Source organism: Cnuibacter physcomitrellae, assembly GCF_014640535.1.
In the GTDB taxonomy this organism is placed as follows: domain Bacteria; phylum Actinomycetota; class Actinomycetes; order Actinomycetales; family Microbacteriaceae; genus Cnuibacter; species Cnuibacter physcomitrellae.
The window spans coordinates 1523800-1542721 of record NZ_BMHD01000001.1; the positions used below are offsets into that span (position 1 = coordinate 1523800).

An 18922-nucleotide genomic window follows, 5' to 3' on the forward strand; every position below is an offset into this window, starting at 1 on the left:
GGGCCGGCCGACGTGCGGCTTGTGCAGGACAAGTGCCCAACACGGATGTGACAGCACTCCGAGAACGGGAAAGGGCCCGGCTCCCGGAGGATTCGAGCCCTTTCGGCGCGAGTGCGCGAGTGGCGCGTGCGTCAGATCGCGTTGACGTCGAGCGGGATGCCCGGGCCGAACGTGGTCGAGACCGCGCCCTTCTGGATGTAGCGGCCCTTGGCGGCGCTCGGCTTCTGGCGGAGGATCTCCTCCAGCGCGGCCTTCATGTTCTCGTCGAGCTGCTCCTGCGAGAAGCCCGCCTTGCCGACCACGAAGTGGACGTTGGCGTGCTTGTCGACGCGGAACTCGATCTTGCCGCCCTTGATGTCCTCGACCGCCTTCGCGACGTTCGGGGTGACGGTGCCGGTCTTCGGGTTGGGCATGAGGCCGCGGGGGCCGAGCACCTTTCCGAGACGACCGACCTTGCCCATGAGCTCGGGGGTCGAGACGGCGGCGTCGAACGAGGTGTACCCGCCCGCGACCTTCTCGATGAGCTCGTCGCCGCCGACCTCGTCGGCGCCCGCGGCGATCGCGGCCTCAGCGGCCGGGCCGGTCGCGAACACGATGACGCGCGCGGTCTTGCCGGTGCCGTGGGGCAGGATGACGGTGCCGCGCACCATCTGGTCCGCCTTGCGGGGGTCGACGCCGAGCTTCAGCGCGACCTCGACGGTGCTGTCGAACTTCTTGGAGCCGGTCTCGCGAGCGAGCTCGACGGCCTCGGTGGGCGTGTAGTACTTGCCGGCTTCGATCTTCTCGGCCGCGGCGCGGTAGGCCTTCGACTTCTGTGCCATGTCAGCCTCCTCCTTATGCCTCGACCGTGATGCCCATGGAACGGGCGGTACCGGCGATGATCTTCTCTGCGGCCTCGATGTCGTTCGCGTTGAGGTCGACCTGCTTCTGCTCGGCGATGGCGCGGACCTGCTCACGGGTGAGCTTCGCGACCTTCACCGTGTGCGGGGTCGACGACCCCTTCTGCACGCCCGCGGCCTTCTTGATGAGCTCGGCGGCCGGCGGGGTCTTGAGGATGAACGTGAACGAACGGTCCTCGTAGACGGTGATCTCGACCGGGATGACGTTGCCGCGCTGCGACTCGGTCGCGGCGTTGTACGCCTTGCAGAACTCCATGATGTTGACGCCGTGCTGACCCAGCGCCGGGCCGATGGGCGGGGCGGGGTTGGCGGCGCCGGCCTGGATCTGAAGCTTGATCAGACCTGTGACCTTCTTCTTCGGTGCCATGTTCTCTTCTCTCTTCGAGCCGCCCGGATGGACAGCGCTCCCGACGCAGGGCTGATCCCTGAATCGGTGTGTGGGGCACGTCGCCTGAAAGGCAACCGCACTAGCTTACCAAACGGAAGCGGACCCGCACCCGAAGGTGGGGGTCCGCATCCGGTTGGCAGTGCGACCGAGCCGATGACGTGTCTCGTCAAGCCGTTGCCGGGCTGGGCCGCGACCGCGTCGTGGTCCAGCACGGACGACCCGCGCCGCAGAGGCGGCGGCGCGGCAGAAAGGTCAGAGCTTCGTGACCTGGTCGAACGACAGCTCGACGGGGGTCTCGCGCTCGAAGAGGGAGACGAGGACCGTGAGCTTGCCGCTCTCGGGCTTGATCTCGCTGATCGAGCCGGGCAGGCCCGCGAACGAGCCCTCCTTGATGGTGATGGTCTCGCCGATCTCGAAGTCGACCTCGGCAGGAAGCGAGCGCGCCACGGCCTTGCCGCCCTTGGCGGCTCCGCCCTTCGCGGCAGCCGGAGCCTCGGGCACCTCGACCAGGCTCTTCAGCATGTTGAACGCCTCGTCGAAGCGCAGCGGCGTGGGGTTGTGGGCGTTGCCCACGAAGCCCGTCACGCCGGGCGTGTGGCGCACGACCGACCAGCTGTCCTCGTTGAGGAACATGCGCACGAGCACGTAACCCGGGATGCGCACGCGGGTGACGAGCTTGCGCTGGCCGTTCTTGATCTCGACGACGTCCTCCATCGGGACCTCGACCTGGAAGATGAAGTCCTCCATGCCCATCGAGACCTTGCGGCTCTCGATGTTCGACTTCACACGCTTCTCGAACCCGGCGTAGGAGTGGATGACGTACCACTTGCCCGGGAGGGCGCGGAGCTCCTTGCGGAACGCGTCGTACGGGTCGACCTCCGCCTCGGCCTCGTCGGCGTCGAGGGGCTCGTTCGCCTTGTCTGCGTCGGGGTCCTCGATCACGTCGAGCACGGCGGCGGCCTCATCGAAGTCGTCGATGGTGAGCGCCTCGTCGATGACGGCGTCGGCCTCGGGGTCGGCGGGCGCGTCGATCGCGTCGAGCAGCGCGTCGAGGTCGGCGGGAGCGCCGGCCTGGTCGGGCTTGGGGTCAGACACGGGATGGATTCCTTCTTCTGGGGGTGTCGGCGTTCGTCGGCCGGGAGGTGAGCCCGCGGCCGCTATGAACCGCTCGCGTCTCCGAAGACGAGGAGGGCGAGCCATCCGAACAGCTGGTCGAGGCCGACCACGATGGCCATCACGATGACCACGAAGACCAGCACGACGAGCGAGTAGTTGATCAGCTCGCGCCTGGTCGGCGTGACGACCTTCCGGAGCTCGGTGAAGACCTGCTTGATGAAGAGCACGATCCGCGCGAACGGGTTGCGCCGAGCGGCGCGCTCCTTCTTCGCATTCTCGACGACGTCCTCGGAGGGCTCGTCGATCACTTTTCGTGCCACGGGATCGTACCTTTCACAAAGCCGGCGCAGGGCGGACAGGACTCGAACCTGCAACCTGCGGTTTTGGAGACCGCTGCTCTACCACTTGAGCCACCGCCCTATGGATCGCGAATCACACGGCTTCGCTACACTCACTTCACAGAGGACGTGCCCTATCGACGGGCATAGAAAAGCTTGGCGGATTCGACCACCGTGAGACAGTGTAGGTCACATCCCAGGACACCGCAAAGGACGAGGGGGCTCACACGATGCGCGGTCACCCCTTTCGGATCGGGTTCCTGGCCACGCTGGGCGGCCTGCTCGCCATAGCCCTCGGCTTCGCCTTCACGCAGCTGTCGACCGTGATGATCTGCATCCTGGCCTCGCTGTTCCTGGCCCTCGGCCTCGATCCGCTCGTCCGATGGCTGGAGCGCAGGCGCATCCCCCGGGGCTGGGCGATCGTCATCACGTTCGTGCTCGTCATCGCCTTCGCGGTCGGCGTCTTCTTCCTCATCATCCCCGCCGTGGTCGACCAGACCAGCCAGCTGGTGGCGAACATCCCGCAGTTCGCGCGGACCATCACGCAGCAGGAGTGGTTCACGCGGCTCACGGGCGGCTCGGTCGACACCAAGGCGCTGGTGGCGAACCTCGAGAGCTTCCTGTCGGATCCGAGCAACATCGCCACCATCAGCGGCGGGGTGCTCAAGGTGGGCATCGCCATCGTGAACGGGCTCTCCGGAGGCCTCCTGGTGGTGATCCTCACGCTGTTCTTCCTCGGCTCGCTGGATCAGGTCAAGCGCAGCCTGTACGTGCTCGTCCCCGCCTCGCGCCGCGAGGGGGTCGAGTCGATCTCGGAGCAGATCGTCCGCTCGATCGGCAAGTACGTGAGCGGGCAGGTGATCCTCGCGGGGACGAACGGTGTGTTCGGCTTCATCGCGATGCTCATCGCCGGCGTCCCCTACGCAGGAGCGCTGGCGGTGATGGCGTTCCTGCTCGCGCTCATCCCGCTGATCGGCACGGTGATCAGCGCGATCATCATCACCATCGTCGCGCTGACGGTGAGCCCGGCGGCGGCGATCGGCATCGGCATCTACTACCTCGTGTACATGCAGGTCGAGGCCTACGTCTTCAGCCCGCGGATCATGAGCAAGGCGGTGGACGTGCCGGGCCTCCTGGTCGTGATCGGCGCGCTCGTGGGCGGGACGCTCCTCGGGGTGTTGGGCGCCCTCATCGCCGTGCCCGTCGTGGCGTCGGTGCTCATCGTGGTCAAGCAGGTCGTCGTGCCGAGGCAGCAGCAGCTGTGAGCGACATCTCGACCCCCGCCTTGGTCGCCAGCGGCATCGCGCTGCTCACCATCACCAACCCGATCGGCAGCCTGCCGATCTTCCTCAACCTCACCAAGGACCTCCCGGCGCAGCGGCAGCGCCGCATCGGGATCTGGGTCGGCGTCGCCGTGTTCGCGGTGCTCGTGGTGTCGCTGTTCGCCGGGAAGTACATCCTGCAGGCCTTCGGCATCGACATCACCTCGTTCCGCATCGCGGGCAACCTCCTCGTCGCCAGCATCGGGTGGGCGATGCTCACCGCCAAGCAGAACATCGTCACGACGGATGCGTCCTCCTCCCCCGTCGTCGTGCCGCTCGCGATTCCGATCATCGCCGGACCCGGGGCGATCAGCCTGATCATCACGTTCTCCGAGTCCTACTCGAGCCTCGTCGACCTGCTGATGGGGGTGGTCATGATCCTCGTGGTCTCACTCGCCATCGCGGTGGTGCTGTACTTCTCGCCCGAGGTCACGAAGGTCGTGAAGCCGACGGCGATGAGCATCGTCACCCGCGTGTTCGGGCTGCTGCTGCTCTCGATCGCGATCCAGTCGATCCTCTCCGCCCTCGGCGATGCGTTCCCCGTCCTCACCGGGACGCCCGCGGCCTCCTGATCCGACCTCGTCGCGAGCTCGGTGCCGTGATCGCAGCCGCGCCCGCATCCGCAGCCTGGCGCACAGCATCCGCTCGCTAGGGTGGAGGCGTGACCGAGCACTCCAGGATCTCCCACCGCATCGCCTCCATCGCCGAGTCGGCGACCCTCAAGGTCGACGCGAAGGCGAAGTCGCTCCAGGCCGCCGGACGCCCCGTGATCAGCTTCGCGGCGGGCGAGCCCGACTTCCCGACGCCTCCGCACATCGTGGAGGCCGCGGCGGAGGCCGTGCACGATCCGAAGAACCACCGCTACACGCCGGCCGCCGGGCTCCCCGAGCTGCGCGAGGCGATCGCCGCGAAGACGCTGCGCGACTCGGGCCTCGAGGTCTCCCCCGCGCAGATCATCGTGACCAACGGCGGCAAGCAGGCGGTCTACCAGTCGTTCGCGACCCTGCTCGACCCGGGCGACGAGGTCCTGGTGCCCACCCCCTACTGGACCACGTACCCCGAGGCCATCCGCCTCGCCGGCGGCGTGCCCGTCGACGTGTTCGCGGGCGCCGACCAGGGGTACCTGGTCACGGTCGAGCAGCTCGAGGCGGCGCGCACCGAGCGCACCAAGGTGCTGCTGTTCGTCTCGCCCTCGAACCCGACCGGTGCCGTCTACTCCCCCGAGCAGACCGCGGAGATCGGCGCCTGGGCCGAGGAGCACGGGCTCTGGGTCATCACCGACGAGATCTACCAGAACCTCGTCTACGACGGCGTGCGCGCGGTGTCGATCGTCGAGGCGGTCCCCGCGCTCGCCGACCGCACCATCCTGGTGAACGGCGTGGCCAAGACCTACGCCATGACCGGATGGCGGGTGGGCTGGATGGTCGGCCCCGCCGACGCGATCAAGGGCGCCGCGAACCTGCAGTCGCACCTGTCGTCGAACGTGTCGAACGTGTCGCAGCGGGCGGCCATCGCCGCGCTGAACGGCCCCCAGGACACGGTCGAGACGATGCGTCAGACGTACGCGCGGCGTCGCGACGAGATCGTCGCGGGCCTCAACGCGATCGACGGGGTCGTCACCCCCACGCCGCAGGGCGCCTTCTACGTGTACCCCGACGTGTCGGGCCTGCTCGGGCGCACCTGGGGCGGCGTGACCCCGACGACCTCGTTGGAGCTGGCCGACCTCATCCTCGACCAGGCCGAGGTCGCGGCCGTGCCCGGTGAGGCGTTCGGGCCGAGCGGGTTCCTGCGCTTCTCGTACGCGCTGAGCGACGAGAACCTCGCCGCGGGCGTGGCTCGGCTGCAGCAGCTGTTCGCCTGATCCGTTCCTGAGGATCCTTCACAGAAGGGCCGTTCTCGCGTAGCATTCCGCCATGCGAGGAAGGCTCAGGTCGTCGCCGCTCCGTCCGGGGTGGTCCGGCGGCGCGGCCGCGCCGTCACTGGGCGCGCCGCTGCTGGCCGCGCTGCTGCTCTGCGCGGGTGTCGTGGCGGCGATCGGCGTCGGGGCGGTCCCGGCCGCGGCCGCCGCTCCTCCGACGAGCGCCGGTCCTATCGACGGGACCGTGCTGGTACGCGGGTCGGACGGGTCGGTCCCGCTGACGCTGACCGGCACCGCCGAACCGGGCGACGTGATCGACGCGAGCCTGACATGGCCGGGCGGCGAACTCGAGCTGTGCGCGGTGTTCGCCGCGCCCGACGGCACCTGGGCGTGCGATGACCTCCCCGCCCTCCCCGACCTGGTCGGGACGCTCGAGCTCTCGGCCGACGGCGGCGTCTTCGGCAGCGTCACGATTGGCGTGATCTCGTCACCGTCCCTGCTCGCCGACGCCGACGATCCGTCGAGGCTGACGATCGATCCTCTCGCCCCCTGGGTGAGCGGATCGGGCACCCCTGGTGCGACCGTGGTCGTCGACGTGAGCGATGGCGACGGATGCGCGACCGCCGTCGACGCATCCGGCGCCTGGGGGTGCGACCTCGCCACGGGTGCGGCGCCTGCGGGCCGGACCGTGCGGGCGGGACAGAGCTGGGCGCTCGACCCCGCGACGATCGCGTGGGGTACGCCGGTGTCGCTGGTGAGCGGGGTGAGCACCGTGGTCGGTGCGCCGGGCGACCCGGAGACGCCTGGCCCTGCCGGGACTGGGGGCGATCCCGGGGTGGGTTCGGCGACCGGTGGGGATGCGGGTGCCGTGGGAGGTCTCGGCGGGGTCTCGGACGGAGGGGAGTCCGGAGCGGCCGATGAGGGGAGCCCGGCCGCCGGGCCCGGAGCGGAGGGTGCGCCCTCCTCGGGGGTCTCCGACAGCGGCGATGCTGTTCGGCTCACGCCTGTCCCGGCCGCCGATGTGCCTCCACCCGCCTCGGCGACAGGGGGCGCAGCGGGTGATCGGATCGCGGGTGCGGGTTCGAATGCGGGGGCCTTCGGGGCGGGGGCGTCCGGGGCGCGGACGTCCGCATCCACTCCCTCGTCGGTCGCGAACCCCGTGCAGAGCCCCTTCTCCGCGGAATCCGGAGGTGCGACGACCTTCGGCTCCTCGCTCCACGGCCCCGCTGCGTTCGTCGAGGCCGGCGGACCGGCCTTCGTGTTCACCGGAGCGGCGGCGCTGGGCCTCGTCCTCCTGGTCATGGTGCCCGCGGGGATGCTGGAGTCCACTCTGGAGGCGAACTCCGAGCGCCTCCGCCGCAGTGCCGCGCTGCGCTGGCTGAAGCGCCTCCCCCGCGTCCCCCGCCTGCCGTCGCGAGGGCGCGCCGGGACGGTGGTCTCGGTCGCTCTGGTCGTGACGGCGACAGCCGCGTTGGGCGCGTTCGTGGCTCCCGACGCCGGGAGCGAGGGCGGCTTCCTGCGCCTCGCCGGCGCCTTCGTCCTGGCCTCGCTCGGGGTGAACGGGCTGGCGCTCGGCCTGATGGCGGCGGCGGCCCGGGCGAGCGGGAGCCGCCTGGAGGTGACGGCGAACGGCCGCTCCGTGTTCGTGACGGCGCTGACGGTGCTCCTCTCGCGAGCCGCGCTGCTGCAGCCGGGCTTCGTCTTCGGGGTCGCGATCGGAGCAGAGGCGACCGACCGGCGCCCGCGCACGTCGAGGCTCGTCGCCGCCGCTGGGGTCGTGGGGCTGCTCGTGGCCGGAGTGGGAGCGTGGTTCGCGCACGCCGCGCTCCTGGCGGCGGTGGGTGCGGGTGAGTCCGCGGATCCCGCCGGGAGCGCCGCTGGCGGATGGGGCTCGTTCGGAGTCGACGTGCTCACGGCGATGACAATCGAGGCCCTGACGGGAGCGGTCGTCGCGATGATCCCGCTGCGGTTCTTCGCCGGAGCGGAGCTCTGGCGCGGGGCGCGCACGGCGTGGGCGGCGCTGGCCGCGCTCACCGCTGCGGCCGCGATGGCGGCGCTGGCGCCCCTGCCCTCCGCCTGGAACGCGGTGGGCGGCGACACCGCGCGCTGGCTCCTCGCGTTCGCCGCCGTCACCGCGCTCACCGCCGCGGTGTGGTGCTGGTTCCGCTTCGTCCCGGAGCGCACCACCGCTCCCGCGGGCCGCCACCGCACCCCGCGCCACCGCCCCGCCCACTGACCCGACCTCGAGTGGCGGGTTTCCGCCCTGAGATGCGCCGAGGAAGGGCGGGATCTCGCGACTCGAGGGTCCCACCCGCGCCTAGGGGTGGCGGGATCGAGAGCTCACTTTCAGCACACGTTCGCGCGCAGATCGCGCCGAAAGTGAGCACAGGATGCTGCAACGACGTGGACCACGCCCCCTCCGTCCTCGCGTGGCGAGATCCAGCCCTGAAATGCGCCATGGAGGGGCCAAATCTCGCTACTCGGGGGATACATGTCCGCACCCAGGCTCGCGGGCTCGAACGCTCACTTTCGTTATTCATCCGCGCCAAGATCGCGCCGAAAGTGAGCACAGGATGCAGCGACGACGAGGACCACGCCCCGTACGTGCCCGCGAGTCGCGAGGATCCGCCCTGAGATGCGCCCCCGAAGGGCAGGATCCCGCGACTCGTGGGGGACCTCCGCACGCGGGGGGCGCGGGATCGAGAGCTCACTTTCGGCACACGGTCGCGCGCAGATCGCGCCGAAAGTGGGCACAGGATGCAGGGACGACGAGGGCCACGCAGCGTACGCGCCCTCGAGTCGCGAGGATCTGCCCTGAGATGGGCCCTCGAAGGGCAGGATCCCGCGACTCGAGGGGGCACCTGCGCACGCGGGGGCGCGGGATCGAGAGCTCACGTTCGGCGCGCGTTCGCTGGCAGACCGCGCCGAAAGTGAGCTCAGGATGTCGCCTCGACGAGGGCCTCGATGGGGACGACCTCGAGTCGAGAGAATGCGCCCTGAGATGCGCCGCGGGAGGGCGGGATCTCGCCGCTCGAGGAAGGACGACCACACCGCGGAGCGCGAGCGTCAGCGGACGAGGCGGGCGATCTCGCGGGCGAGGGGTGGACGCACGAAGTGGTCGGCGCCGCGGACCTCGTGGAGGGTGACGTGGTGCATCACGCCCAGCGCCTGGACCGGTCCGGGGACGATGACCTGGTCGCGCGAGCCGTAGACGATCTCCACCGGCACGGCGACCTGGGCGACGTCGGTCATCGTCGTCTGCTGCTCGATGCAGTTCTGCATCGAGAGCGCGAACGCCTGCCACGTGACGTCGTCGAGCTGCGGGCCCCGCACGTGGAGCAGCTCGCGCACCCGCCCCAGCGTGCCGAGCGCGCGACCCTTGTCCTCCCGCACGTAGCGGTAGAACGCCAGGTAGCCGCCTACGCGCATCCGCGCGACCCTCTCCTGGATGTAGCGGGCGTGCGGGTAGATGGGCGGCGAGGCGAGGATGAGGTGCTCGACGGAACGCCGGTGCACGGCCGCATAGCGGGCCGAGATCAGCGCTCCCAGGCTGTGACCGATGAGGGTGAAGCGCCCTGGCAGGTGGAGGCCGACCAGGGTGCGATGCAGGGCCGCGACATGCTCGTCGAGGGTGAACATCGTCTCGGGGCGGGCGACCGACGCGCCGAACCCGAGGACGTCGATGGCGATCACGCGATAGAGCGGGGTGAGCAGCGGGATCGTCGCCTCCCAGCTGGCCGACGAGGACGCGATGCCGTGGACGAGCACCACGACCGGCCCCTCCCCCTCGTCGACCGCGACGTGCAGCCGGGGAGCGGCGTCGCGCAGGGTCCGCCCGAACAGCCTCATGACGACAGTATCGCAGAACCGAGGATCACTCATCCAGCGCAGACCCATCGAAGCGCCGGAGACCAGGCAAACTCCCCGTCGCGCCAACGCCTCGGGACTGAGACCATGGACCCATGGGGGCATCCGACACCGCAGTGTCCGTGCGCGGTCTGGTGAAGGGCTACGGCTCCTTCACCGCCGTCGACGGGATCGACTTCGACATCGAGCGCGGGGAGACCTTCGCGCTCCTCGGGCCGAACGGCGCGGGCAAGAGCACGACGGTCGAGATCCTGGAGGGCTACCGCGATCGCACCGCGGGCGAGGTCTCGGTCCTCGGGGAGGATCCGCACCACGGCAGGCTCGAATGGAAGGCGCGCCTCGGCATCGTGCTGCAGCAGACCGGGGAGAGCGGCAACGTCACCGTCCGGGAGCAGCTGCGCCACTTCGCCGGCTTCTACCCGAACCCCCGCGACGTCGACGAGGTGATCGCCGCCGTGGGCCTCACCGAGAAGGCCGACACTCGCATCCGCGCCCTCTCCGGCGGGCAGCGCCGCCGCGTCGACGTGGCGCTCGGCGTGATCGGGCGCCCTGAGCTGCTGTTCCTCGACGAGCCCACCACCGGCTTCGACCCGGAGGCGCGGCGCCAGTTCTGGGAGCTCATCCGCTCGCTGGCGAAGGAGGGCACCACGATCCTCCTCACCACGCACTACCTCGACGAGGCGGCGCAGCTCAGCGACCGCGCCGCGGTGATCGCCCGCGGCCGTGTGATCGACATGGGCCCCGTCGACAGGCTCGGGCCGCCGGATGCGCGGGTGCCGATCGTGCGCTGGCGCGACGCCTCGGGGGCGCACGAGGAACGCACCACGGAGCCGGGGACGCTCGTGGCGAGGCTCGCCGCGGCCGGCGAGCCGGAGGATCTCGAGGTGATCCGGCCGTCGCTCGAGGACATCTACCTCGACCTCGTCGAGAAGGCCGAGGCCGACGACGCCGAGCGGTCGGCCGACGACGCGGCCGACTCGGGAGCAGGACGCGCCCATCGGCATCACCACGGCCCCGAGGAGACGCGCTCGTGAGCACGACGAACACGAACGGCGCCGACGTCCGGAACGCCCGCGAGCCCGGCGCACGAGCCACCGCCCCCGTGAAGCGCGGGTCGTTCGGGCTCGGCTACGCACTCCGACTCGGCGCCTCCCGCATCGCCTACGAGACGCGGGTGTACTTCCGCCAGGGCGACACCATCTTCTTCACCTTCCTGTTCCCTGTGGTGCTGCTCGGGATCTTCTCCGTCGCCTTCCAGGGCATGGGGAACGTCGGCGCCGGGCCCGACGGGTCGGGCGGCATCAGCCAGGCGGCGTACTACCTGCCCGGCATGATCTCGGCGGGCATCCTGCTGAGCGGCGTGCAGAACCTCGGCGTCGACATCGCGGTCGAGCGCGGGGACGGCACCCTCAAGCGACTGGGAGGCACACCGCTCCCCGTGCTGTCGTACTTCATCGGGAAGATGGGACAGGTGCTCGTCACCTCGGCGGCGCAGATCCTCATCCTGCTGCTGCTGGCGCGCTTCGCGTTCGGCGTCGAGCTGCCGACCACGGCGGAGGCGTGGCTCACCTTCGCCTGGATCTACCTCCTCGGCATCGTCACGTCGGCGATCCTCGGCATCGCGATCTCGCGGCTCCCCCGCTCCGGGAAGAGCGCCACCGCGGTGGTCATCCCACCGCTGCTCGTGCTGCAGTTCATCTCGGGCGTCTACCTGCCCTTCAACAACCTGCCCGACTGGCTGCAGACCGTCGCGAGTGTCTTCCCGCTCAAGTGGATCGCCCAGGGGATGCGCGCCGTCTTCCTCCCGGAGACGTTCGAGTCGGCCGAGGCGGGCGGGTCGTGGAACCTGGCGGGCGTGGCCATCGCACTCGGCATCTGGCTGGTGGCCGGCCTCGTCGTCAGCCGCCTCACGTTCCGATGGATCCGCAAGGACGGCTGACGACGAAGCGCCGCCGAGCGCAACGAGCCCGAGCGGGCCGCTAGGCGTTCTCCTTGCGGAACGTCCGCGTGCCCACCCAGAGCCCGAGCACGACCAGGATCACCGTCCACACCACACCCCACAGCGTGGTCAGCGTGAAGACGTCGCCCACGAACAGGGAGCGCACGGCATCGACGATGTACTTGGTGGGGATGAAGTCGCTGACCGTCTGCAGCCACTGCGGCCCGATCGTCATCGGCAGGAGGATGCCCGACAGCAGCAGCACGGGCAGGGCGATGCTGTTGAGCAGCGGGGCCATCACATCCTCGCTCTTGGTGGTGAGAGCGAGCGCGTTCGATGCCGCCGCGCACGCGCCGCCGAGCAGCACCGCCAGGATGAGCCCGACGATCATGCCCGGCACCGACCCGGTGAGCCCGAACGCGAACGCGAGCGCGACCAGCACGACCGACTGCACGAGCAGCTGCAGCACATCGCGCAGGATGCGCCCGAGCAGCAGCGCGGTACGCGAGGCGGGCGTGACGCGTTCCGCCTCGATCACCCCGGAGCGCCACTCCGAGATGAGGCTGAAGCCCGCGAACAGCGACCCGAAGATGCTCAGCTGCACCAGCAGCCCCGGCACGAAGAGCGTGTAGGCGTTCTGCGTGCCGAGCGTACCGGCGAGGGGCTCGAGCAGGGGGCCGAACAGGACCAGGTAGAGGATGGGCTGCATCAGCCCGATGATCACCCAGGCCGGGTTGCGCACCGCCATGCGGAGCTGACGACGGAAGACGATGAAGGTGTCTCTCCAGAACATGACTACGAGTTCTCCTCTCGGAGGGATCGACCGGTGAGGGAGAGGAAGACGTCGTCGAGGGTCGGCCGCTTGACCTCGATCGACTCCAGGGCGATGCCGGCGGCGTCGAGCGCGCGGAGCAGCCCGGGCACCTGGTGGCCCGCGTCGCGCACGCGGCCGCTGACGTGCGTACCGCCCTGCACCCCGGCGACCTCGACCTCGCCGTCGGCGACGGCGTCGATGAGCGCCGCGACCTCCGCCGCGCGGCCCGGATCGGTGGGGGCGAGCACCACCAGATCGCCCGAGACCTGCCGCTTCAACGCATCCGGGGTGTCGCTGGCCACGATCGCGCCGTGGTCGATCACGAGGATGCGGTCGCAGAGCGCGTCGGCTTCGTCGAGGTAGTGGGTGGTGAGGAACACGGTGGACCCGCGCTCGGTGCGGAGTGCGGAGATGTGCGTCCACAGGTTGGCCCGCGCCTGCGGGTCGAGCCCGGTCGTGGGCTCGTCGAGGAACACCAGGCGGGGGTCGTGCACGAGCCCCATCGCGATGTCGAGGCGACGCCGCTGGCCGCCCGACATGGCGCGCGGCTGGCGATCCCAGAGCCCCTCGAGGTCGAGCTGATCGAAGAGCTCGCGCCCCCGCGCCTCCGCCTGCCTCTGGCTGATGCCGTAGAGCATGCCGTGGTCGACGACCTCCTCGCCGGCTCGCGCCTCGGGCGAGGTGGAGCCGCTCTGCGAGACGTAGCCGATGCTGCGGCGCACCTGGTGCGATTGCGTGGCGACGTCGTAGCCCGCCACCGTCGCCGTGCCCGCGGTGGGCTTCAGCAGCGTGGTGAGCATGCGCAGCGTGGTGGTCTTCCCCGCCCCGTTCGGGCCGAGGAAGCCGACGATCTCGCCGTCGGCGACGTCGAGATCGACCCCCACGACGGCCTGGACCGGCGTCTTGTCCTTCCCCCGACCCGCGAAGGTGCGGGCGAGGCCTCTAGCACTGATCATCCCCGTGGATGCGGACGTCATGGCGCTCCTCTCATCGTCGACATCATGTCGGTCTCCGCCGACATCCGACATCCTGTCGCGCCAACAGGTCCGTTTCGGTCCTGATGGTGCGAACGTGAGAGCGAGGGAGAGGACGCTTAGAGCGAGTGCCCCACGAACAGCGGCTCCGGCTGCAGCAGCACGCCGAACTCGGCGAGCACCCGGCCCTGCACGTACCGCGCCAGCTGTCCGATCTCGTCCCCGCTCGCACCGCCGCGGTTCACCAGGGCGAGGGTGTGCTTCGACGAGACGGCCGCACGCGACCCCGGGAGCGAGAAGCCGCGGCGGATGCCGGCGTGCTCGATCAGCCACGCGGCGCTGAGCTTGACGTGGTACTCCGCCGGTGGCGGTGCGGCGGAGCGGTCGTCGACGGAGGGGATCTCCATCCCGTCGACGAGCTCGCCGAGCGGGACCACCACCGCGGGCTCCTCGGGCTCGACCTGCCAGCGCGGGGCGTCGCCGGGGAGGGTCCGGGCGAACCGCTCGGTCACGATGGGGTTCGTGAAGAACGAGCCCGCGCTGACGGAGTCGGGGTCGGAGGCATCGAGCACCATCCCCTTCGACGCACGCAGGGCCAGCACGGCCGCACGCACCTCGGACAGCGGCGCCCGGTCGCCCACCTGCACGCCGAGCGCCGACGCCAGCTGCGCGTACTGCACCGGGCCGGAGAGGCCGTCGCCCGCATCCGCCACCTCGAAGGTGACCGAGAGGACCACGCCCTCGAGCCCGCGCTTGAACACGCTGGATCGGTACGAGAGCTCGAGCTCGTCGCGCTGCATGCGTCGCACCGCGCCGGTCGCAGCGTCGAGGAAGTCGAGCGAGACGATGGACGACTCGACCTCCTGGCCGTACGCGCCGATGTTCTGGATGGGCGAGGCGCCCACCGATCCCGGGATGCCCGAGAGCGCCTCCATGCCGGCCAGGCCCTGCTCGACGGTGTGACGGACGAGGTCGTCCCACGAGTGGCCGGCCTGCACCCGGAGGCGGACAGAGCCGACCTTCGACATCACCGGGGCGATGCCGGTCGTCGCCACCCGGATGACCGTGCCGTCGAACCCGTCGTCGCCCGCGACGACGTTCGAGCCGCCGCCGAGCACGAACCAGTCGAGCCCCGTGTCCCAGACCTCGCGCGCCGCGTCGAGCAGCTCCTGCTCGGTCTCGGGCTCGAGGAGACGAGCGGCGGGCCCACCGACCCGCATCGTGGTCAGAGGAGCGAGAGGGGCGTCGTCGGCCGACCGCATCAGGACAGGGACGGCCCGACGGGGAGCACGACACGCACCTGCGCCTTGCCCAGCACGGTGGCGGAGTCGAACGTCGTGGTGAGGTCGACCCGGGCGGTGCCCGCGGCCTCGTCGATCTCCTTGATGGTCGCGACGACCTCCACGATCGCCGCGCCCTCGGCAGGCACGACCACGGGCCGGGTGAACCGCACCTGGTAGTCGGTCACCTTCGCGGGGTCGCCGAGCCAGTCGACGACGGGCTGGATGCTGATCCCCATCGTGAGCATGCCCTGCGCGATCACGCCCGGCAGCCCGACGCGCTCGGCGACGTCGTCGCGGTAGTGGATGTCGTTGAAGTCGCCCGAGGCGCCCGCGTACCGCACCAGGGAGTCGCGGGTGAGCTCGTACGTCGCCTGCGCGACGACGTCTCCCACGCCGTACGGGTGCACGATGATCTCGTCGGCCACAGTCACTCCCCTCGCACCACGAGCGTCGAGATCGCGGTCACGACGTGCTCGCCGTCGGCGTCGCGGATCTCGGACTCGCTCGTCACCATCGCGTTGCCGCCGAGCGTCTTGACGCTCGTCACGGCCAGCGTCGCCGTCAGCTCGTCGCCGGCGACGATCGGCCGGGTCGAGGTGAAGCGCTGCTCGCCGTGCACGACGCGCTCGAAGTCGATGCCGGTGTCGTCGCTCGCGAGCAGCTGGTCGAGCGTGAGCTGCTGCAGCACCACGGCGAACGTCGGCGGTGCGACCAGGTCGCGGTAGCCCGCATCCTGGGCCGCGACGACGTCGTCATGAACGGGGTTCGACGCGAACACGGCGCGAGCGAACTCCCGCACCTTCTCGCGTCCGACGAGGTAGGGGCCGACCGGCTCGAAGGCGCGACCGACCAGATCGGGGTTCACTGGCACGGGTCCAGTCTACGGATGCGCGCTGCGGTACGGTCGGAGCGTGCGCCTCGGAGTCCTCGACGTCGGATCCAACACCGTCCACCTCATCGTGGTCGACGCCCATCCCGGAGCCCGGCCCGTCCCGGCGGCGGAGCACAAGTCCGTGCTGCGACTCATGCGGTACCTGCAGCCCGACGGCGCGATCAGCGAGGAGGGCGTCGCCGCCATCGTCGCGGCGATCGCCGACGCGGTCGCGGTCGCGGAGCGCGAGGGCATCGAGGAGCTGCTGCCCATGGCGACGTCCGCGCTGCGCGAGGCGGCGAACGGGGAGTCCGTGCTGGCGCGCATCCAGGAGGAGACCGGCGTGGAGCTGCGGGTGCTCTCGGGCGCCGACGAGGGGCGACTGACGTTCCTGGCCATCCGCCGCTGGTTCGGCTGGTCGAGCGGCAACATCCTGCTCTTCGACATCGGCGGCGGATCGCTCGAGATCGCCGCCGGACGCGACGAGATCCCCGAGGTCGCGGTGTCGCTGCCGCTCGGCGCCGGGCGCACGACCGTGCAGTTCTTCCCCACCGACCCGCCGACGCCGGAGCAGATGCTCGAGCTGCGGGCGCACTCGCGGCAGGTCATGCGAGCGGATGCGCTCCCGCTGTTCGAGGGCACAGGGCCCTACGACCACGTCGTCGGGTCGTCGAAGACCATCCGCTCGCTGGCTCGCCTCGCCGGGTCGACGTCCGTCGGGGCGGCCGGCGAGGAGCGGATGACGCTGAAGCGCGCCGAGCTGAAGGACTGGATCCCGCGGCTCGGGCAGCTCGACGCCTCCGCCCGTCAGCTGCTGCCGGGCATCACGCCTGACCGCACGTTCCAGATCGTGGGCGGCGCGATCGTGCTGCACTCCGTGATGAAGCTGTACGACGTCGAGGAGCTCGAGGTCAGCCCCTGGGCCCTCCGCGAGGGCATCCTCCTCCGCTACCTCGACTCGCTGTAGCGGCTCGCGGCACGCGGCTCGCGGCCCCCGCACCCCGCCCGCGCCGCCTCGCGCGCCCTGCGTTCCGCCATGCTGTTGGCCTTTCGCCACCCGCATGCACGTGGCGAAAGGTCACGAGCATGGCGAAAGGGAGGGAAGGGGTGGCGGGGGCGGGTCAGGAGGGGGTGCGGCCGGCCCAGGGGTCGTAGTCCGCGAGCAGGGGCTCCTGCGAGGGGCGAAGCTCCTCGGGGACGTGCTGCAGGTTCACGCGCACGCGGTACCAGAGCGAGGACGAGCCGCGCATCCCGTCCACCAGCACGTCGGCGGGGTGCAGGGCCGCGTCGGCGTCCGGATGGCGCGAGCGCCACTCGTCGAGCGCGGCGAGGGCCTCGGGCTTGGTCTTCGTGCGCGCCACCTCGATGAGAGGCATCGTCGAGGTGCGTCGCCCGTCGCGCGAGGTGCCGCGCGGTGGCTTCTCGGCGGGGCCGAGCTCCTCCGCGAGCGCGAGCAGCGCATCCAACGACCCGACGGCGCCGTCGATGCCCGCGTGCGGGTCGCCGATGTCGGCGTAGCGCTCGGCGACCGTGCGGACGGTGAAGAGCTCGGGGCGGCTCACCCGGACCTCGTCCCACGTCAGCGGCGTGGAGACGCGGGCATCGGGCAGGGCACGGATCGAGTACGCCGACGCCACCGTACGATCCTTGGCGTTCTGGTTGAAGTCGACGAAGACGCTCTCACCGCGCTCCTCCTTCCACCACCGGGCGGTGGCGAGCCCCGGTGCACGGTTCTCGACCTCGCGAGCCAGGGTCTCGGCCGCCAGGCGCACCGCCGCGAAGTCGCAGTCGGGGGCGATCCTGACGAGGACGTGGAGTCCGCGCGATCCGCTCGTCTTCGGCCAGCCGACGAGCCCGACGTCGTCGAGCACGTCACGCGCGATCAGGGCGACGTCGACGATCTGCGACCACTCGACACCCGGCATGGGGTCGAGGTCGACCCGGAGCTCGTCGGGATGGTCGAGGTCCTCGGCGCGCACCGGATGCGGGTTGAGGTCGAGGCAGCCGAGGTTCACGACCCAGGCGAGCCCGGCGGCGTCGCGGATGACGGCCTCCTCCGCCGAGGTTCCGCGGGCGTAGTGGAGGGTCGCGGTCCCGACGTAGTCGGGGTGGTTCTCGGGCACCCGCTTCTGGAAGAACGGCTCGACGTCGATGCCCTTCGGGTAGCGCTTCAGCACCATCGGACGCCCGCCCGCCCCGCGGAGGGCGCCGTCGGACACGGCGAGGTAGTAGCGGACGAGGTCGAGCTTCGTCAGGCCCGCGTCGGGGAAGACCACCTTCGTCGGGCTCGAGATCCGCACCTCGCGCCCCTCGACCTCGAGGATCTCGGCCGGCGTCGTGGAGGGCATGCCGTCACCGTAGTCCGACTCGCCCTCGGGGGCGAGGGCGTCGCGTCGCGTGGTCGGGGCGGGTCGGCGGATGCGCGTCAGCCGCTGACCGCCCACATCGCGACGGCGGAGGCGGCGGCGACGTTGAGGGAGTCGATGCCGTGCAGCATCGGGATCTGCACCCGCACATCCGATGCGGCGAGCGCCTCGGGCGTCAGCCCCTCGCCCTCGGTGCCGAGCACCAGCGCCACCCGGGCGGGTGGGCTGTACTCGCGCAGGCTCACCGCATCCGGGGTGAGGGCGAGCGCCGCCACCTCGAAGCCGCGCGCGTGCAGGGTGTGCTCGAGCTGCGGCCAGTCGTCCGTGCGGGTCCACGGCACCTGCAGCACGGTGCCCATGCTCACCCGGATGGCGCGGCGGTAGAACGGGTCGCTGCACCGTGGCGTGACCAGCACCGCATCCGCCCCGATCGACCCGGCGGAGCGGAAGATCGCGCCGACGTTCGTGGGGTCGACGACGTTCTCGACCACGACGATCCGCTGCGCCTCCGTGCGGTCGAGGAGCTCGTCGGCGGTGGGCAGCGCGGGGCGGTTCATCGACGCGATGAGGCCGCGGTGGAGGAGGTACCCGGTCAGCTCGGCGAGAAGCTCGCCGGGTCCGACGAAGACGGGCACGTCGGGGTGTCCGGATGCGCGGAGCGCCTCGAGCGCCTCGGTCCCGCTGGTGCCGAGCGCGAGCACGCTGCGCGGGACGTGGCCCGCCGCGAGGGCGCGCTGCATGACGAGCAGCGACTCCGCGAGGTACAGCCCGTGCTCGGTGCCCCGCGCCTTCTTCAGCGCGACGTCGGTCGCGTGGGCGTAGTCGGCGAGCCGCGGGTCGTCCAGCGAGGTGACGGGGACGACGGGCACCCGCTCATCGTACGCAGC

The 18922-nt window shown here is 70.8% G+C and carries 19 protein-coding genes and 1 tRNA gene; 7 read left to right on the top strand and 13 right to left on the bottom strand.

All coding sequences use genetic code 11. The features are described 5' to 3' along the window. Window positions 1-131: 131 nt before the first annotated feature. From rplA to IEX69_RS07125, 5 genes are all read right to left on the bottom strand, one after another. On the bottom strand, window positions 132-821 hold the full coding sequence (rplA, locus tag IEX69_RS07105) for a 50S ribosomal protein L1 (RefSeq protein WP_085020355.1): 690 nt from the start codon (window positions 819-821) through the stop codon (window positions 132-134). A gap of 13 nt (window positions 822-834) precedes the next feature. Beyond that, window positions 835-1266 carry a 50S ribosomal protein L11 gene (gene rplK, locus IEX69_RS07110; protein WP_085020356.1) on the bottom strand — a complete coding sequence of 144 codons (432 nt, stop codon included), beginning with the start codon at window positions 1264-1266 and terminating at the stop codon, window positions 835-837. Window positions 1267-1539: 273 nt separating this feature from the next. Next, entirely contained in the window at window positions 1540-2487 is a 948-nt protein-coding gene (gene nusG / locus IEX69_RS07115) for a transcription termination/antitermination protein NusG (protein ID WP_085020357.1), read from the bottom strand. Next, complete coding sequence (gene secE, locus IEX69_RS07120; protein WP_085020358.1) at window positions 2445-2723, bottom strand: preprotein translocase subunit SecE; 279 nt, start codon at window positions 2721-2723, stop codon at window positions 2445-2447. Before secE ends, nusG begins: the two co-directional genes overlap by 43 nt. A 27-nt stretch (window positions 2724-2750) precedes the next feature. Continuing rightward, window positions 2751-2823 (bottom strand) — tRNA-Trp (locus tag IEX69_RS07125). A 148-nt stretch (window positions 2824-2971) separates the two neighbouring features. Between IEX69_RS07125 and IEX69_RS07130 the strand changes: the two genes are divergently transcribed. The 4 genes from IEX69_RS07130 to IEX69_RS07145 all read left to right on the top strand — a co-directional run bounded on the left by IEX69_RS07130 (window position 2972) and on the right by IEX69_RS07145 (window position 8157). Beyond that, window positions 2972-4006 carry an AI-2E family transporter gene (locus IEX69_RS07130; protein ID WP_085020359.1) on the top strand — a complete coding sequence of 345 codons (1035 nt, stop codon included), beginning with the start codon at window positions 2972-2974 and terminating at the stop codon, window positions 4004-4006. After that, entirely contained in the window at window positions 4003-4635 is a 633-nt protein-coding gene (locus IEX69_RS07135) for a MarC family protein (protein WP_085020360.1), read from the top strand. Before IEX69_RS07130 ends, IEX69_RS07135 begins: the two co-directional genes overlap by 4 nt. Window positions 4636-4724: 89 nt before the next feature. Then, window positions 4725-5924 (top strand): pyridoxal phosphate-dependent aminotransferase, encoded by a 1200-nt coding sequence (locus IEX69_RS07140; protein ID WP_085020361.1) that lies wholly within the window; start codon window positions 4725-4727, stop codon window positions 5922-5924. A gap of 52 nt (window positions 5925-5976) precedes the next feature. Continuing rightward, window positions 5977-8157, top strand: coding sequence for a hypothetical protein (locus IEX69_RS07145; RefSeq protein ID WP_157127243.1), 2181 nt, complete (start codon window positions 5977-5979; stop codon window positions 8155-8157). Between the two features lie 830 nt (window positions 8158-8987). Here the strand turns inward: IEX69_RS07145 and IEX69_RS07150 are convergent. After that, window positions 8988-9770 (bottom strand): alpha/beta fold hydrolase, encoded by a 783-nt coding sequence (locus tag IEX69_RS07150; protein ID WP_174604480.1) that lies wholly within the window; start codon window positions 9768-9770, stop codon window positions 8988-8990. 113 nt (window positions 9771-9883) lie between these two features. Here IEX69_RS07150 and IEX69_RS07155 point away from each other — a divergent pair, with 113 nt between their 5' ends. Continuing rightward, window positions 9884-10822 carry an ABC transporter ATP-binding protein gene (locus tag IEX69_RS07155; protein WP_085020365.1) on the top strand — a complete coding sequence of 313 codons (939 nt, stop codon included), beginning with the start codon at window positions 9884-9886 and terminating at the stop codon, window positions 10820-10822. A 68-nt stretch (window positions 10823-10890) separates the two neighbouring features. After that, window positions 10891-11727, top strand: coding sequence for an ABC transporter permease (locus IEX69_RS07160; protein WP_085021535.1), 837 nt, complete (start codon window positions 10891-10893; stop codon window positions 11725-11727). Window positions 11728-11767: 40 nt separating this feature from the next. Here the strand turns inward: IEX69_RS07160 and IEX69_RS07165 are convergent, their stop codons facing one another. The 5 genes from IEX69_RS07165 to IEX69_RS07185 form a co-directional block, all read right to left on the bottom strand. Next, window positions 11768-12520: an ABC transporter permease gene (locus IEX69_RS07165; protein WP_085020366.1), complete on the bottom strand. Its 753-nt coding sequence runs from the start codon at window positions 12518-12520 to the stop codon at window positions 11768-11770. A gap of 2 nt (window positions 12521-12522) precedes the next feature. Beyond that, window positions 12523-13518: an ATP-binding cassette domain-containing protein gene (locus IEX69_RS07170; RefSeq protein WP_229756265.1), complete on the bottom strand. Its 996-nt coding sequence runs from the start codon at window positions 13516-13518 to the stop codon at window positions 12523-12525. A gap of 116 nt (window positions 13519-13634) precedes the next feature. Then, window positions 13635-14777: a UDP-N-acetylmuramate dehydrogenase gene (locus tag IEX69_RS07175; protein ID WP_085020367.1), complete on the bottom strand. Its 1143-nt coding sequence runs from the start codon at window positions 14775-14777 to the stop codon at window positions 13635-13637. After that, the gene (locus tag IEX69_RS07180) at window positions 14777-15229 is read right to left on the bottom strand and encodes a MaoC family dehydratase (protein ID WP_373284436.1); all 453 of its coding nucleotides are present in this window, start codon (window positions 15227-15229) and stop codon (window positions 14777-14779) included. Before IEX69_RS07180 ends, IEX69_RS07175 begins: the two co-directional genes overlap by 1 nt. Then, window positions 15226-15669 (bottom strand): FAS1-like dehydratase domain-containing protein, encoded by a 444-nt coding sequence (locus IEX69_RS07185; RefSeq protein ID WP_085020368.1) that lies wholly within the window; start codon window positions 15667-15669, stop codon window positions 15226-15228. Before IEX69_RS07185 ends, IEX69_RS07180 begins: the two co-directional genes overlap by 4 nt. 40 nt (window positions 15670-15709) lie before the next feature. On the opposite strand from IEX69_RS07185, the gene IEX69_RS07190 reads away from it, so the two are divergent. Continuing rightward, the gene (locus IEX69_RS07190) at window positions 15710-16636 is read left to right on the top strand and encodes a Ppx/GppA family phosphatase (RefSeq protein ID WP_085020369.1); all 927 of its coding nucleotides are present in this window, start codon (window positions 15710-15712) and stop codon (window positions 16634-16636) included. 154 nt (window positions 16637-16790) lie between these two features. Here the strand turns inward: IEX69_RS07190 and ligD are convergent, their stop codons facing one another. Further along, window positions 16791-18017: a non-homologous end-joining DNA ligase gene (gene ligD, locus IEX69_RS07195; protein ID WP_085021538.1), complete on the bottom strand. Its 1227-nt coding sequence runs from the start codon at window positions 18015-18017 to the stop codon at window positions 16791-16793. Between the two features lie 77 nt (window positions 18018-18094). After that, a complete protein-coding gene (locus IEX69_RS07200; protein WP_085020370.1) occupies window positions 18095-18904 on the bottom strand; it encodes a TrmH family RNA methyltransferase in 810 nt (269 codons plus the stop codon). Window positions 18905-18922 lie beyond the last annotated feature (18 nt).